The 16,156-nt window shown below is 35.1% G+C and carries 16 protein-coding genes; 12 read left to right on the forward strand and 4 right to left on the reverse strand.

Features of this window, described 5'->3' with window-relative positions; translation table 11 throughout:
- Window positions 1-698 precede the first annotated feature (698 nt).
- The 8 genes from EG339_RS16125 (at window position 699) to EG339_RS16160 (ending at window position 8,686) form a co-directional block, all read left to right on the forward strand.
- Window positions 699-1,058, forward strand: coding sequence for a helix-turn-helix domain-containing protein (locus EG339_RS16125; protein ID WP_123870980.1), 360 nt, complete (start codon window positions 699-701; stop codon window positions 1,056-1,058).
- Window positions 1,059-1,461: 403 nt separating this feature from the next.
- Complete coding sequence (locus EG339_RS16130) at window positions 1,462-2,736, forward strand: aminotransferase class I/II-fold pyridoxal phosphate-dependent enzyme (RefSeq protein WP_123870981.1); 1,275 nt, start codon at window positions 1,462-1,464, stop codon at window positions 2,734-2,736.
- Window positions 2,729-3,367: a TetR/AcrR family transcriptional regulator gene (locus tag EG339_RS16135; protein WP_123870982.1), complete on the forward strand. Its 639-nt coding sequence runs from the start codon at window positions 2,729-2,731 to the stop codon at window positions 3,365-3,367. Before EG339_RS16130 ends, EG339_RS16135 begins: the two co-directional genes overlap by 8 nt.
- Window positions 3,368-3,466: 99 nt before the next feature.
- A complete protein-coding gene (gene dnaX / locus EG339_RS16140) occupies window positions 3,467-4,552 on the forward strand; it encodes a DNA polymerase III subunit gamma/tau (protein WP_123870983.1) in 1,086 nt (361 codons plus the stop codon).
- Between the two features lie 32 nt (window positions 4,553-4,584).
- Window positions 4,585-5,166 carry a hypothetical protein gene (locus EG339_RS24535; protein ID WP_228458988.1) on the forward strand — a complete coding sequence of 194 codons (582 nt, stop codon included), beginning with the start codon at window positions 4,585-4,587 and terminating at the stop codon, window positions 5,164-5,166.
- A 395-nt stretch (window positions 5,167-5,561) separates the two neighbouring features.
- The gene (locus EG339_RS16150; RefSeq protein ID WP_123870984.1) at window positions 5,562-6,644 is read left to right on the forward strand and encodes a chorismate mutase; all 1,083 of its coding nucleotides are present in this window, start codon (window positions 5,562-5,564) and stop codon (window positions 6,642-6,644) included.
- A gap of 124 nt (window positions 6,645-6,768) precedes the next feature.
- Window positions 6,769-7,695, forward strand: coding sequence for a ribosome small subunit-dependent GTPase A (rsgA, locus tag EG339_RS16155; RefSeq protein ID WP_123870985.1), 927 nt, complete (start codon window positions 6,769-6,771; stop codon window positions 7,693-7,695).
- 574 nt (window positions 7,696-8,269) lie between these two features.
- Window positions 8,270-8,686 (forward strand): nucleoside-diphosphate kinase, encoded by a 417-nt coding sequence (locus EG339_RS16160; RefSeq protein ID WP_034722935.1) that lies wholly within the window; start codon window positions 8,270-8,272, stop codon window positions 8,684-8,686.
- Between the two features lie 59 nt (window positions 8,687-8,745).
- Here the strand turns inward: EG339_RS16160 and EG339_RS16165 are convergent, their stop codons facing one another.
- Window positions 8,746-10,593: an alpha-L-fucosidase gene (locus EG339_RS16165; protein WP_123870986.1), complete on the reverse strand. Its 1,848-nt coding sequence runs from the start codon at window positions 10,591-10,593 to the stop codon at window positions 8,746-8,748.
- Window positions 10,594-10,743: 150 nt separating this feature from the next.
- On the opposite strand from EG339_RS16165, the gene chrA reads away from it, so the two are divergent.
- From chrA to chrI, 3 genes are read left to right on the forward strand one after another with little or no spacing between them, the layout of a single operon-like run.
- Complete coding sequence (gene chrA, locus EG339_RS16170) at window positions 10,744-10,965, forward strand: MNIO class RiPP chryseobasin precursor ChrA (protein ID WP_123870987.1); 222 nt, start codon at window positions 10,744-10,746, stop codon at window positions 10,963-10,965.
- Window positions 10,966-10,968: 3 nt separating this feature from the next.
- Window positions 10,969-12,066: an MNIO family chryseobactin maturase gene (gene chrH, locus EG339_RS16175; RefSeq protein ID WP_123870988.1), complete on the forward strand. Its 1,098-nt coding sequence runs from the start codon at window positions 10,969-10,971 to the stop codon at window positions 12,064-12,066.
- A gap of 36 nt (window positions 12,067-12,102) precedes the next feature.
- The gene (gene chrI / locus EG339_RS16180) at window positions 12,103-12,594 is read left to right on the forward strand and encodes a chryseobasin maturation helper ChrI (protein ID WP_123870989.1); all 492 of its coding nucleotides are present in this window, start codon (window positions 12,103-12,105) and stop codon (window positions 12,592-12,594) included.
- 216 nt (window positions 12,595-12,810) lie between these two features.
- On the opposite strand, the gene rpe is transcribed toward chrI, so the two are convergent.
- Window positions 12,811-13,461 (reverse strand): ribulose-phosphate 3-epimerase, encoded by a 651-nt coding sequence (gene rpe, locus EG339_RS16185; protein WP_065397539.1) that lies wholly within the window; start codon window positions 13,459-13,461, stop codon window positions 12,811-12,813.
- 337 nt (window positions 13,462-13,798) lie between these two features.
- The gene (gene chrP, locus EG339_RS16190; RefSeq protein ID WP_123870990.1) at window positions 13,799-14,872 is read right to left on the reverse strand and encodes a chryseobasin maturation metalloprotease ChrP; all 1,074 of its coding nucleotides are present in this window, start codon (window positions 14,870-14,872) and stop codon (window positions 13,799-13,801) included.
- 51 nt (window positions 14,873-14,923) lie between these two features.
- On the opposite strand from chrP, the gene EG339_RS16195 reads away from it, so the two are divergent.
- Window positions 14,924-15,628: a DUF4294 domain-containing protein gene (locus EG339_RS16195; protein WP_123870991.1), complete on the forward strand. Its 705-nt coding sequence runs from the start codon at window positions 14,924-14,926 to the stop codon at window positions 15,626-15,628.
- Between the two features lie 25 nt (window positions 15,629-15,653).
- Here the strand turns inward: EG339_RS16195 and EG339_RS16200 are convergent, their stop codons facing one another.
- The gene (locus EG339_RS16200) at window positions 15,654-16,070 is read right to left on the reverse strand and encodes an NUDIX domain-containing protein (RefSeq protein ID WP_123870992.1); all 417 of its coding nucleotides are present in this window, start codon (window positions 16,068-16,070) and stop codon (window positions 15,654-15,656) included.
- Window positions 16,071-16,156 lie beyond the last annotated feature (86 nt).

Raw genomic sequence — 16,156 nt, forward strand, 5'->3', positions numbered from 1 at the left:
TTGGCTCTGTGTTTTTAAGTATTAAAATGGTTTTCGTTTGATGGTGTAAAAATAATGAAATTATACAGATAAATCAGCATATTTCTAGGTGTTTTATTATGAGTTTTGTCGGTATTTGTTGATAATAGCATTGATAATAGTCTATTGTTTTGTAGTAATATTTCTACACCGGGTGATAATTATTTGAAAATAATGACTGTAATAAGGCTTCTTACTGTCTTAATTTGTTTTTAATAAAGTTCAATTTCTATGAAATTCGGGTATCTTCTAAGAGCAGCAGAAAAAATATGGAAGAGGAATTGTTAAAATTTACTCTTGAAACACAAGAAGATAAATAGCGCTGAATGTTTTTTTTAAAATCTAATGAAATATTGCTGATGGCTTTTGTTCACTAGGTTTTTTGTAGTAAAAGTTTTACAAAAATATGATCTTTATTCTACAGCTATTTTTTGACCGGGTATAGCAGGCTGCTTACTTTTGCAAACAGTTCCCGCACAGATGAAAAGAAGCTTTTTGCCAACAATAAAGGTTCTAAGAACACAAACGATTTATCTCAAGAAAACAAATGTCTCTTCGGGAGATCTTTCGTTTTTATTGCAAAATAATTACATTTATAATTGCCCGAAAAGTTCACCATGTAGATTTTAATTCGTATTTTTAATTTTATAATTTTAATTAATTATAAATGCAAAAACAAGATGAAAAGAAGTGAAGAAATTACCCGTCAGTATTTTGATTTTTTAGAAAATCATATTCAGCAAGTGATTTCGGGAGAGGTGTCTGATTTTATGGAACTCAATGAAATTGCCGGGCAGCTTGCCGTTTCCCACAAGCATCTGTCCGATACTGTTAAAAAAGAAATAGGTCAGCATCCCTGTTACTTTTATGATGGGCAAATTATCCGGCGAGCCAAACAAATGTTAACCGATTCAGACCTTCCTGTAGCAGAAATTGCCCGGATGTTTACTTATGATCCCTCCAATTTTTCGAAATTTTTTAAGAAAATGACTGGCGAAACCCCAGGCCATTTCAGGAAGTCCTCTAAATGTAAGTTTTAAAGCCTTTTTGAGTGCAGGGAGAATATTTTTCACTGTGTCAATCAATATAAAATGCATCGTGAAAAACTTTGCAGATTATAGGAGTATTTGATGGATTAATTAATGCGAAAAATAATTATTTATAAATGAGATTGTTATGCAAAATAATTATAATTTTTTGTTTTTTATTAATCAATATTGTTTTATTGTTTGCTTTTTTTTATTAAATTTAGATAAGAAAAACTAAATAATTTAATTACCACAGGAAAATATTCAAGGTTACAGATTTATGAGTTATTTGGTTTCCAGCAACTAAGGGAAAATTATTGTGTCATTAATAATAATTTAATCTTTTAAGCAAGCTAAAGCCTTCTAAAATAGCTATATATTTGCTCCTTATAAACCACAACAAACAAGATTAAGGATGAGCATCAATTTCACAACAGCAACATTTAGGGATTTTGAGAATATCCCAGACTTTGACATCGTTAAAAGAGCTGAAATATTTTATGATTTTTTAGACTATATGAAATCAAACGGGCATATGAATTACAGATTGAAGAATAATTCAGGATGTAGTTCTGTGATGAATGTAGATATAGGAGGTAAACCAAATGATTTTGTAAGTTTTGTCTCCAATGATTATCTTGGTTTTACACAGCACCCGAAAGTGAAACAGGCAGCAATTGAAGGAATACAGAAATATGGAACCGGAGCAGGAGCATCACCCCTTATTGGTGGGCATTTTGTTTTTCATGATGATCTTGAAAAAAAGATTTCTTCTTTTTTTGGGAGAAAACAGGAAGAAGCTGTCATATTTACAACAGGATATACTGCTAATAGTGCAACACTTCAGATTTTATTGCAAAAAGAAGATATTGCTATTATAGATATGGCCGTGCACGCCAGTGTACATGAAGGATGTGCTTTTACCAATACAAAAACATTTCCTCATAATAATTTGGATGCTTTGGAACACATTTTGAAGACATCAGAAGATAAATTCCGTACAAAGCTGGTTATCATTGATGGGATTTATTCGCAGGATGGTGATGTATCTCCTTTGAAAGACATCTATAATTTGGTGAAAAAATACAATGCCTATTTAATGGTAGATGATGCTCATGGTGTGGGAATTTTGGGCGAAACAGGAAGAGGAGCGTTGGAAGAAGCAGGGTTAATGGATAAAGTAGATTTTATTACAGGAACATTCAGTAAAACCTTTGGAAATGTTGGAGGTTATGTGATTTGTGATAAAAAAATGGCAGCTTTTATAAGATTTCAGTCCCGCCAGCAGATATTTTCTGCTACAGCTCCACCATCTACTATGGGGATCATTAAAGCAATTGAGCTTGTAGATGAAGAGCCTATGTGGCGTCTGAAGCTTTGGGAAAATATAAATTACTTTAAAAAAGGATTGAATGATATAGGATTAGATACAGGAAATACCTGTTCCGCAATTGTTCCGGTGAAAATAGGTGATCCTAATATAACCGGGGATGTAGGAAAGCTTCTTATAGAGCACGGTGTTTACACTAATCCCATATTATATCCGGCAGTAGCGAGGAAAGATGCTAGAATCAGAATGGCTGTAATGGCCACTCATGAGAGAAAACATTTAGACAAAACGCTAAATGCATTTGAAGATATCAATAATAAATTGCATATTGCAAAAAAATTTAATAACAACCATGCCTAGAAAAGTTGTACAGGGTCCTATCAGGGATAAAGAGAAGACCAAACAGAAACTGTTGGCCGCAGTTGGTAAAATTTTAAGAGTAAAAGGTTACTCTGGCCTAAAAGTAAGCAAAATTGCAGCAGTAGCTGGTTTTGATAAAAAATTGATCTACGAGTATTTCGGAAGTACTGATAAGTTGATTGATGAATATATCAAATCTCAGGATTACTGGAGTAATAACCTTGCAGGCGGTACCGAAATTGACCTTAGTGACGGAGGTAAGGAACTGTCTAAAATTGCTTTAATTAATCAATTTGAAAGCCTGAAGAAAGATAAGGAACTTCAAAAAATTATTCTTTGGGAACTTTCTGAACATAAACCTATCCTGAGGAAACTTGCTGATGAACGTGAAGAAATGGGGGATGTGATGTTCAAGAATATTACAGATCCTTATTTTGGAGAAGACAAGGCAAAAAGATTCAGAGCGATTATGGCATTGCTGATTTCAGGAGCCTACTATCTGAATATTCATACCGCTGCTAATGGAAGTACATTCTGTGGTTTGGATATGAAAAGTGAAGATGGCAGATCTGAAATTGAAAAAGCAATAATTGATATTGTTGACTTTGCTTATCAGGACAAAAATAAATAATGAATTAAAAGTTTTCCAATTAATACAGAATTATACTTTTGTGGATAATTTGAAAACTTTTAATTTTCAAATTAAAACTATATTTCTTATTTTTGACCAATGGAAAATTTTATAGTATCTGCAAGAAAATATCGTCCTCAGGAGTTTGACACAGTGGTAGGACAATCCCATATTACGGATACTTTAGAACATGCTATTGAAGAAAGCCAGCTCGCCCAGGCGTTACTTTTCTGCGGTCCTCGTGGTGTGGGCAAAACTACCTGTGCCAGAATTTTAGCAAGAAAAATTAACGAGAAAGACGGTAGTGTTTCAGAAGACGGTTTTGCCTATAATATCTATGAATTGGATGCAGCATCCAATAACTCTGTAGATGATATCAGGGAACTGATAGACCAGGTACGCTTTGCACCGCAGGTTGGTAAATATAAAGTATATATCATTGACGAGGTTCATATGCTTTCTTCTGCTGCTTTCAATGCTTTCCTTAAAACACTGGAAGAACCGCCGGCTCATGCCATTTTCATTTTGGCAACTACGGAAAAACATAAAATTATTCCAACCATTTTATCCCGTTGTCAGATCTACGATTTTAAAAGGATCACTATTGAAGACATTCAGGGACATCTTAGAAATATTGCCCAGAAAGAAAATATCCAGTACGAGGATGATGCTTTATATCTGATCGCTCAAAAAGCGGATGGAGCATTAAGAGATGCACTTTCTATTTTCGACAGGCTTTCTACATTCTCTCAGAGAAATATTACCCTGGCAAAAGCTGCTGAAGTACTAAACATTCTGGATTATGATCAATATCTGAACATTGTAGATCTTGCCAAAGAAAATAAAATTCCTGAAGTTCTTTCTGCATTCAATGATATTGTTAAAAAAGGTTTTGACCCACATATCTTTGTTGCCGGATTAGGAAATCACTTCAGAGATTTAATGATGGCTCAAAATACTTCAACCATAGATCTGATTGAAGTAGGAGAAAAGACAAAATCCAAGTTTATAGAGCAGGGTCAGAAATGGAATGCACAACAGCTTATTGATGGGATTGAAATCTGTAACCATGCAGATATTAATTACAAAAACTCCAAAAACCCAAGACTTACTGTTGAGATTGCATTAATGCAATTGGCTTCGCTGACTGCTAATTCAGACGTTACTAAAAAAAAAAATTCCTGATACTGGCTCCGTTTCTCAGTGAGAAACAGGAAATGAAAATCCCTGAAAAAAGTCAGGAGAAAAAAGAACCTGTTAAAATACAACAAGCCGTACAAATTGAAAATGTTCAGGCTGCTGTTATTAACAAAACTACAAAACCTTTATCCAGACCGGGAGTTTCTTCTGGCTTCAGCATCAATTCCTTTTTAAATAAAGAAGAAAAAACTGAAGTGGCAGAAGATATTGCCATAAAGACCGATCATCTTCCCAAAAACCATTTTACCGATACCGATCTCCAAACCGAATGGAAGATCATGCTTAAACAGCTGCAGATAAAAAATAATTTCGTTTTTAATGCGGTAAAAACATTTAAACTGGAGAAGAAAGAAGAGAATAAGATCACCGTTTTGTTCCCTTCTGACTCTGCAAAAGTGGAATTTGATAAAATAAGTGGTGAATTTTTTAATCATTTCAGAAGAAAAGTTCAGAATTATTCTATTGAGGTAGAATATGTGCGAGACGTTGAAAATCTGAAGATTGAGGTTGTTACCAAAAGAAAAATCTACGAGAAATTTATAGAGAAAAATCCACTTTTGAAAGATCTTGATGATTTAATGAAGTTTGATTTGACATAATTTTTATATATTTGTCAAAGTTTTCTGCGGAAAAGAATTTTCCGGCAAAAACAAATTATAGTAAGAAACGCTAAAACAAAGACATTTCCAGAACAAAATGGAAAAATTATCTAACACATATCTGTCTTTCTTTGCACCCGCTAATTATTTTAGCGGTTATTTTAGCTTTTCTGCTTCTTATTATAGAAATTTTAGAACGTATTACCGATTTTACTGGTATTGCTAATTAAATTTCTTTCCAAAAAATACAGGAGAAGTAGAGCCCTTTCATTTTCCTGATTCCTTTAAACAATTTTGAACGGCATTTTTTGAAAAGAATTATAAATTAAATTTTATAATCAAAGGGCTATTGCTGTGAACTTAACAAAAAATACAAAAACAATAAAATTTAGAATATGAATTTAAAAGATTTAAAAAATGAGTGGATTAGCGGGCTTACACAGCCATTGATGATTGCAGGACCATGTAGCGCAGAAAGTGAGGCTCAGATGCTTGAAACTGCCAGAAGAATTAAAGAATCCAATGCCCAGGTATCCGTATTTCGTGCAGGAATCTGGAAACCCCGTACTAAACCTAACGGATTTGAAGGAGTAGGAGTGATCGGTTTGAACTGGCTGAAAAAAGTAAAGGAGGAGTACGGTTTTAAAACAGCAACTGAAGTTGCCAATGCACACCACGTATTTGCAGCATTGGAGGCTGATGTAGATGTTCTTTGGATTGGAGCCCGTTCTACAGTTAACCCTTTCACCGTACAGGAAATTGCAATGGCTTTAAGGGGTACAGATAAGCCTGTCTTCGTTAAAAATCCTGTAAATCCGGATCTTGCTTTATGGATTGGAGCTTTGGAAAGACTTTTAGGTCAGGATATTAAAAACCTTGGTGTTATTCACAGAGGATTTTCAACATACCAAAAAACAAAATACAGAAACAACCCTAACTGGCAGATCGCCCTTGATTTCAAAAGCCAGTTCCCTAATATCCCGATGTTGATTGACCCTTCTCACATTTGTGGAAACAGAACAGGGTTGGCAGATATTACCCAGGAAGCACTCAATGTAGGTTACCAGGGAGCTATCATAGAAACTCACTCTAATCCTGATGAAGCCTGGAGTGATGCTGCACAGCAGATCACACCTGAAGTTTTGGCAGAGTTGATAGCAAATTTAAAAGTAAGAAGTACAAATCTTGCCGGCTTCGAAGGAGAAATGGGAAGGCACAGAACCCTGATCTCTGATCTTGATTTCCAATTAATTGAGCTTCTTTCCCAAAGAATGAAAATCTCAGAAAAAATCGGGAAACTGAAAAAGGAAAATGATATTGCGATCTTCCAGCCTGAACGTTGGAAAGTAATTACCGAATATGCAACTCAGAAAGCTAAAGAAACAGGAATGTCTCAGGACTTTATTGAGAAAGTATTCAAAGCAATTCACGAAGAATCTATTGAGGTACAGAATAATATCATGATTGATAAGAAATAAATAGCAAACATAAGATAATAGGAGTAGGGCTTAAGGTAAAAAGATTTTAGGAATTTAAAACATTTGTTTTCACCTATATTCTTAACCCTAAGCCCTAATTCCTTATATTTGTATCATATTATCTATGAAAGGAAAAATCATTAAATCTACAGGCAGCTGGTACCAGGTTTTGGAATTGGAAACAAATAAAATTTTCGAGGCCAGGATCAGGGGGAAATTCAAATTGATTAAAACAAGACTTACCAATCCGCTTGCTGTAGGAGATTTTGTAGAATTTCAGCTGGAACAGGATGATATTGCATGGATTACGAAAATTGAGCCACGCAGGAATTACCTGATCAGAAAATCTGTTAACCTTTCAAAAGAAGCACATATCATTGCTTCCAATATTGATCTTGCATGCTTTATTTTCACCCTGAAACATCCTGAAACCTCATTGGGCTTTTTAGACCGGTTTCTGGCATGCTGTGAAGCTTATAATATAACTCCCTTAATTCTTTTCAATAAGATTGATGTATTGCATGAGGAGGAAATTGAAATTGTGAAAGATATTGAATTTCTGTATCAGGAAATAGGGTACGATACGTTAGAAATTTCATCATACTCAAAACTGAATCTGGATCAGCTTCAGGAAATACTGAAAGATAAAACTTCCGTGTTTTTCGGGCATTCAGGATGTGGAAAATCCACGTTGGTGAATGCTTTACAGCCTGGCCTGAACCTTAAAACCTCCGAAATCTCCGATACCCATTTAAAAGGAAAGCATACCACCACTTTTGCACAGATGCATTTCTGGCACTTTGGCGGAAATGTTATTGATACTCCGGGAGTTCGTGAATTTGCAATGATCGACATTGAGAAGGAAGAAGTTCAGCATTATTTCCCCGAGATATTCAAGAAAAGAGAAGAATGCAAGTTCCACAACTGCCTTCACATCAATGAACCGAAATGTGCCGTAATTGATGCTCTTGAAACAGGAGAAATTCAGCACTCGCGGTACGCTACTTATATAAAGCTGATGGATGAGGCAGAAGAGGCAGCGCAAAAATAATAATTAAGATTTTATCGATAAATAATATAATACCTTCATTTAATATGGAGGTGTTTTTTATATCTTTTAACGGGAAAATGAGCTTACAGTTTTCTTTGATTTATTTAATGCAGATCTTTCTATTCTGTTTAATCTTAAAAAAATCTTTTTGAAAAAATAGAAAAAGTAAATTGTTTTTAAATAACTCCACTTTTTTGCATAGGAAATATGTTGGATAACTCCACTTTTCCATACGATAATTTATAAAATTCAAAAAAAATAAAAAAAAAGTAATTATTTTATTGATTGGATTGAAAGTAATACTATATTAATATGATTTTATATGGTTTTTAATTTTATCAAATTAACAAAGAAATGGTTCATTTTTTGCGAATAAAAAACCCAGCCGAAGCTGGGTAAAAACTAATAACCATGAAAACTCAAATTAAACATGAGAATCGTAATAGAATTAACAATTACTGTGCCAAAGTTTAATTCACGATTTCTTAATAAAAGTTATTTTTATGTTAAAAAAAATTAAAATAAAAATCAAAGATATTTTTTGTAATTTTGCACCATTAAAAAATATACATTTATGTCTAACATTACATTCACTATGATTAAGCCTGATGCAGTTGCTGACGGACATATCGGTGCAATATTGGGTAAGATTGCTGAAGGAGGTTTTAAAATTAAAGCTTTAAAATTAACTCAGCTTACAGTTGCTGATGCAAAAAAATTCTATGAAGTACATGCTGAAAGACCATTTTATGGAGAATTGGTAGAATTCATGAGTTCTGGTCCAATCGTAGCTGCAGTTTTAGAGAAAGACAATGCAGTTGAAGATTTCAGAACATTAATTGGTTCTACTAACCCTGCAGAAGCAGCAGAAGGTACAATCAGAAAAATGTTTGCGAGAAGCATCGGAGAAAATGCTGTTCATGGTTCAGATTCAGACGAGAATGCATTAATCGAAGCTCAGTTCCATTTTTCAGGAAGAGAGATTTTCTAAGAGAATTTCTTACAAAATAAAAGATCCGGAGAATGATTTCTCCGGATTTTGTTTTTACGTTAAAGATTGTTTTCAATGGCTCCTGCATTTTCCCTGTATAGCTCAATAGGCTTGTTCAGTAAAACTGCTATAATGGTCATCTGTTTATCCAGCCTTTCTTTTGGGATATCGATGTAAATGATGCCTGGTCTTTCACTCCAGTAAAGTTTATTGTAAATGGTATGAGTAAGCATACTGCCATCGCCTACAATTCTTATCCTGGCTATATCATTTTTTATACCTTTTAGAGCAATCGGTCCGGTAGGGATTCCTTCTACAAAAAGATAAAGAGTCTGCCTGTCTTTTGACAAGGCGCTCATTCCTGGAAAATGACCATCTGGTAGCCCTTTTCCTGTTTCAAACAGAGCCTCCGCATGTTTACTTATCCATTGAAGGGTTTCCGTATTGGTTTTAGGGGTTTTCTTGATTTTCATGTCAAGTCCGTCATTGGTTAACCCATCATGCGTCACTAAATTATGATCATAGTTCAAAGCATTGGCTATATTGTAGACTGCTTCCTGCGTATTTTTTAATTCCAGGATTTCGGTAAGGGAATGCTCTTCTTTATCAAACTCTTTGAGAAAAACAGGCGGAGTTTCAAAGGTAACTTCTGCAACGGTAACATCTTTGTCAAATTTTACATTGGATAAGTTTAAAGTAAGTGTTTTTTCAGCATTATAATCTGTTGTAACAACTGCAGATGGATCTCCAATGATGTGTACTGAAAGAGGTTTTGTTGCCAATCCATAGATCTTTGTAAAACTTTTGGCTTCATCAAGATAAAGAAATAAAGATTTTTTAGAGGTTGACAAAGATGATTTCCCTTTGTAATTGTCAAAAGGAACTCCCTGGGTTGTTTCGTAAATGGCATGCTGATTTTTAGAGGTCCAGCGTCCAAGGTTTTTAAGAATTTCAATTTGTTCTTCCGGAATAGTACCGTCTGATTTCGGACCAATATCAAGCAAAAGGTTTCCGCCCATACTGATTACATCAGCAAGGGTTCTTACAATCATATTGGGTGTTTTATAATTCTTGTCATAGGGCTGATATCCCCATGAGTCATTGATGGTGTAGCAAAGTTCCCAATACGGATTTTGTGGCGGAACTACCGGGATGCCCTGTTCAGGAGTGTCATAATCTCCATGGCTGTTGAGCCTTGAATTGATGATGATGTCAGGATTGTATTTTTTGAGTAAATTTAAGGTTTGAGAGGCTTTCCATTCTTCAGAAGTATGTTCCCAGTCTCCGTCAAACCAAAGCAGGTCCGGAGAATATTGGGAAGAAAGTTCATGAAGTTGACTTTGGTAATAACTGATGAAATTCTGCCAGCATGCCGGGTCATTTTTGAGTTCGTAACGCTTTTTTGTCCGTGTATTGATATTGTAATACGGATGGCTCCAATCTGGCAGCGAGAAATACAAACCTGTTTTTAAATCAGACTTTTTCAATGCAGAAACAAAAGGACTTAAGACATCTTTTTTTGCCAGTGAATGTTGCGGGATGCTTATCGTCTTTTCTGCCTTTGAGTTCCACAGTGAAACTCCGTCATGATGTTTTGCTGTAATGACAGCATATTTTGCTCCGGATTCTTTGATAAGGTTTACCCATTGCTCCGGTTGATATTTAGAAGCCGAAAAACCATTCAGCTGCTTCATATAATTTTCATGATTAATATAATTATTGAAGAATGACCAGGATTCGGAGATTCCGTTAACAGAATAAATTCCCCAATGAATAAAAATCCCCAGTTTAGCGTTTTTAAACCATTCCATTTTTTTGCTGTTGTCAGCTGTTTGACCCTGCGCACTGATATTATGGGCAGATAATATCAGTCCAAGGAAAACAGCTTTAAGCAGACTGTTTTTCATATATAGTTTTATTTGCCGTTAAATATAAATAAAGAAACCATTACAGGATGAAATAGTTTCTGATATTTACTGATAATTATTATTAAAATGTTTCTTATTGTTGTATTTTTATAAATGGAACGTTTATTGTAAATTTTTTCTAAAAGCATTATGAAAATTCCAGTATTATTGATGACCAGTTTATTAGCGGTAGGGGTTTCTGCACAAACTGCAAAACCTGTCCAAACTAAAAAGCCGGTGAAAAAAGTTAAAAAAGCAGCTCCAATACCTGAAAGTCCGGAGAAGCCAAAACCAGTTACGCCTAAAGCAATTGTTAAAAAGGACAGCATGAAGATCAGCCATTTTTCCTGCCCGGCCTGTGGAATGGGGTAGAGTATGGGAAAACCACTGTTAGGATTATCCATGATGGCAGAAGCAGAATTTCTTTCTGCTGTTTTACCTTTACTGCAAGGCAATTCTGTTGAAGTGCTTGAATGGTCATTTGATACATTCTACAATAGCCAGGAACCTAATTGGCTGAGCGACCTTCTTAATTTTTATGCTGAAAATGATCGCTTGGTTGGGCATGGAGTGTATTATTCTTTATTTGATGCCCGATGGACCGAAAGACAGGAAATTTGGCTGAAAAAATTAAAAGAAGAGTTTCGTAAAAGAAAATATAACCATATTACGGAACATTTCGGTTTTATGAATACCGAAAATTTTCATCAGGGAGTACCATTACCGGTTTCTCTGCATCCTGAAATTGTAGAGATAGGAAAAGACAGGCTTTACCGATTGCAGGATGCAGTACAGGTTCCTGTAGGAATAGAAAACCTTGCTTTCTCTTTCTCATTGAATGACGTTATGGAGCAGGGAATCTTTCTTGATAGACTTACGGAGGATATTGAAGGATTCTTAATTCTTGATCTTCATAATATCTACTGCCAGTCCTGTAATTTTGAAGTTGAAATGTCAGAAATCATCAAATTATATCCGTTGGATAAAGTGAAGGAAATCCACTTGTCAGGCGGGAGCTGGCAGGAAAGTATATATGGAAAGAAATTAATAAGAAGAGATACACATGATGATGAAATTCCTGAAGCTATCCTATCTGTACTTCCCTCGGTTTTGCTTCAATGTAAAAATCTGGAATATGTTATCATCGAAAGATTGGGGAACACCATCAATACACGTGAAAAAAAGAAGCGTTTTCTGGATGATTTTTTAAAGGTCAAGGCATTGATTGATTCATCAGGGTTGGAAATTCAGAATAAAAATTCCTGGACAAAGAAAGAATTACATTTTCCGGAAAGTCCTTTGGAAAATATAATTTTACATGAAGAACAAACTTTACTCACAAAACTACTGTTCGATAATGTAGAAGCCGAATGTATCAAAAATCATAAGTTTCATTATTTTAAAACTGAAAATTGGAGTCCTGAAATGATTCTTACCGCCCAGAATATCATTAAAAAGTGGAATCCCTATTAAAAACGATAATCCTCTGGTAACCACAAACCAAATTATATGAAAATGACAACCGTATTATTAATCATCACAGCTGTACTTGCGGCACTTATTGCCGGGCTTTTTTATGCTTATTCCTGCTCTGTAGTACTAGGGTTAGGTAAGTTATCCGATGCTGAATATCTGAGGGCTATGCAGAATATCAACCGTGAAATTCTGAATCCTGTCTTTTTTCTGAGCTTTATGGGAACGGCCATTTTTCTTCCTGTATCTACTTTCTTCCTGCGAGGGGAGCAACCTGTCTTTATTTTGCTTTTATTGGCTACATTGGCCTATCTGATAGGTGTTTTCGGGGTTACAGTAGTTGGAAATGTTCCTATGAATGACCAGCTTGAACAATTTGATATTTCAGGCTCCACTGTTGAAGCGATTAAGCAAATGCGTGATAATTTTGAGAGCAGATGGAATTTCCTGAATAATCTAAGAACAGCTTTTTCGGTAATCACCATAACGCTAACGGTTTGTGCCTGTATTTGGTATAAAGAGTTGTAAAGAAAATTCTATAATGGGTGGAAATACCATAAGATAAAATTCAGTGTTTTTACGGATTGACTGAAGTGTATTTTATGCAGAAATTTGTGTTGTTAGTAAGAAGAAATTTAATCAGTAATGAATTTTGAAAAAAAATAATAACCACGACGACTCAAATTCAAATTGAAAAAGCAGCTCCATTCGGAGCTGCCTTTTTATGTTTAAACTTGTTTATCTTTAGATTTTCAAAAGCTCAATGGTTCTTTCCGGGCTTTCAGCAGAGAAAACTGCATTTCCGGCAACTAAAACATCAGCTCCTGCTTCAAAAAGCTTGGAGGCATTATCAAGATTTACTCCGCCATCTACTTCAATAAGAGCAGTAGAATTGTTGCTTAAGATTAAATCTTTGGTTTCAGCAATCTTCTTATAGGTGTTTTCAATGAATTTTTGACCTCCAAATCCAGGGTTTACACTCATTAACAGTACAAGATCCACATCCGCAATAATGTCTTCAAGCATTAACACGGGAGTAGATGGATTTAAAACAACACCTGCTTTTGCTCCTTTGCTCTGAATGTGGTGAATGGTTCTGTGAAGGTGGGTGCATGCTTCATAATGTACAGATACAAGGTCAGCTCCATGGTTGATGAATTCATCAACATATTTTTCAGGCTCCACGATCATCAGGTGAACGTCCACGAATTTTTTAGCATGCTGCTGAACGGTTTTCATCACCGGAAAACCAAATGAAATGTTAGGTACAAATCTACCGTCCATTACATCAATATGGAACCAGTCTGCCTGGGACCTGTTCAGCATTTCAATATCTCTTTGCAGATTCCCGAAGTCTGCGGATAAAAGGGATGGAGCAATAAGCTTCGTTTTCATTTTTACTTTTTATACTTTTACTTAGATTTCTCTCTTTTATGAAGGGTTAGCAACCAGAAAATAATATAAGGAAATGCTTCCAAGAGTAACTATTTCTATGACTGTTAACTTAATATTATTAATTTTAATAACTAACAATCTGTCAATTATAAATAATCCTAAAGGTACAATACTGACAATGAATAACATTTCAAGAATCATATTGTATGGGGATCCGGTTTTAGGTGGATCAAACAGCTTGTATATACTTAAAAATGCTATATAACTGAAGAAAAGAGCACTTAAAATGGATATAAAAGTTGGTTTGCGGACTACATGATAAAAGACAGCTTTCATCTTAATGATACTTCAGTTTCATTTCAGGTTTAATCTTCAGAACTGTTTCGTAGATCAGTTTAATAACATTTGCCACGTCTTCTTTAGATACCATTTCTACTGTTGTATGCATATAGCGCAAAGGTAAGGAAATTAAAGCACTTGGTACGCCGCCGTTAGAATGAGCAAATGCGTCAGTGTCTGTTCCTGTTGCTCTGCTTGCTGCTGCCCTCTGATAAGGGATTTTCTTTGTTTTCGCAGTATCAATGATCAATTCTCTGATGGTATGATGAATACTTGGTGCAAAGAATACCACAGGCCCTGCGCCACATTTCTGGTCTCCTTCTTTTTTCTTTTCGATCATTGGAGTAGTGGTATCATGTGTTACATCAGTTACAATGGCAATATTGGGTTTTATGGTGTCGGCAATCATATCTGCCCCATATAACCCTACCTCTTCCTGCACAGAATTGGTGATATAAAGACCAAACGGAATAGTTTTTTTATTTTCTTTTAAAAGTCTTGCCACTTCAGCAATCATAAAACCTCCGATTCTGTTATCCAGTGCTCTGCATACAAAATATCTGTCATTCATTTCAAAGAACTCGTCAGGATAAGTAATCATACATCCTACAAAGATTCCCATTTCCTCTACTTCTTTTTTGGAAGTCGCTCCGCAGTCAATAAAGATATTTTCGATTTTAGGAGTAGGTTCGTTCTGGTTGGTTCTTGTATGAATAGCCGGCCATCCGAATACACCCTTTACAATTCCGTTTTCTCCGTGAATGTGTACTACTTTTGATGGAGCGATGGTCTGGTCTGAACCTCCGTTTCTGATTACATAAATCAATCCGTCATCCGTAATATAGTTTACATACCACGAGATTTCATCAGCATGTGCTTCAATCACTACTTTAAATTCAGCCTCAGGATTAATGATACCGTAGCATGTTCCGTAATGATCCACTTCAATCTTGTCTACATAAGGTCTGATATAGTCCATCCATACTTCCTGTCCTTTGTGTTCATAACCGGTTGGAGATGAAGTGTTTAAATATTTCTCTAAAAATTTCAAAGATTTCTTTTCAAATTTCATAAAAAGGAATGATTTTTGCGTTTAATTTTTGTTCTTATAAGTGTAAAAATAATGAATTTTAGTAAGAGTATCTGTCTTTTTATGTTCTTTTTTGGAGTCAGTGTTTTTGGGCAGAAAGATACTGTGGTGGCAAAACCGCTGAATCAATACCCCGCTGGATCTTTGAAAGTAGATGAATTTGGCAATAAATATTATTACGACGAACAGCAGAAAGTAAAGGTCTATGAAGTAAACGGAGAACCTGTAGTAGTAATGGATGAATTGGTTTTGGTTAATAAACCGAGGTTTAATAATCAGCTGGATAAAAACTACTATTATTTCTTAAATAAGAAGTTATACAGAGTATATCCGTTATTTGTAACTGCGCTACAGCAATACAGGGACATTCAGGTAGACATGAATGACATGGATAATAAAGCCAAGAGGAAGTTCGTAAGAGAAAGACAGAATATGCTTGCCGATCAATATGAAAAGCAACTGAGAGATCTTACCACTACCGAAGGTCAGGTTTTTGCCAAGCTGATGAACAGAGCTACCGGTAAAAATGTATACGAAATCATTAAAGAATTAAGAGGTGGATTTAGTGCTTTTTGGTGGAATTTGAAAGGAAAGATGGCGGATATTGACTTGAAGGAGCGGTATGACCCCCATAAAAACAGAACAGATGAATTTGTGGAATCATTGCTGCAGTCTAACTGGAATTCAGGGTATTTGAAACCTTATCCGGGAGCAAGTGATTTTAAAGTAAAGAAATAATAAAATACAATTCCTGTAAGCACACTTACAGGAATTTTTCTTTTAATTTATCGAATACGATTTTATCTATAGGAAGCGGGAAAGGATTATCCGGCCTGTCAATGTCTATCCATTCTGTTTTTTCAATACAGGGATCTAAAATAAGAAAATCCTTTTCATCAATAATATTTACAATATAGTATATGGTAAGGAGCTGCTCATTTTCTCTGAAACGGGAAACCAGAAAGTTTTCCTGAGTGTAGAAATGTTCTACAATATCTACTTTCACATTCAGTTCTTCATCAAATTCACGATGCAGGCATTCTAATGTTCCTTCACCGTATTCCAATCCGCCACCAGGAAATTTCACTAAAGGTTCGCCGGCATATTCTTCAAATAAAGTGAGTACTTTCTTGTCTTTTACAGCACAGCCATACACTCTAATGTTGATCTTGTCTATCATATATATAATGTATAATATTTTGTATAGCTAAGGTAATGAATTTTTTGTGAGGACTGTAGCGGTAAAAGCAAAATACTGAAAAAGCA

The sequence above is a fragment of the Chryseobacterium bernardetii genome, from assembly GCF_003815975.1.
GTDB classification, from domain to species: domain Bacteria; phylum Bacteroidota; class Bacteroidia; order Flavobacteriales; family Weeksellaceae; genus Chryseobacterium; species Chryseobacterium bernardetii.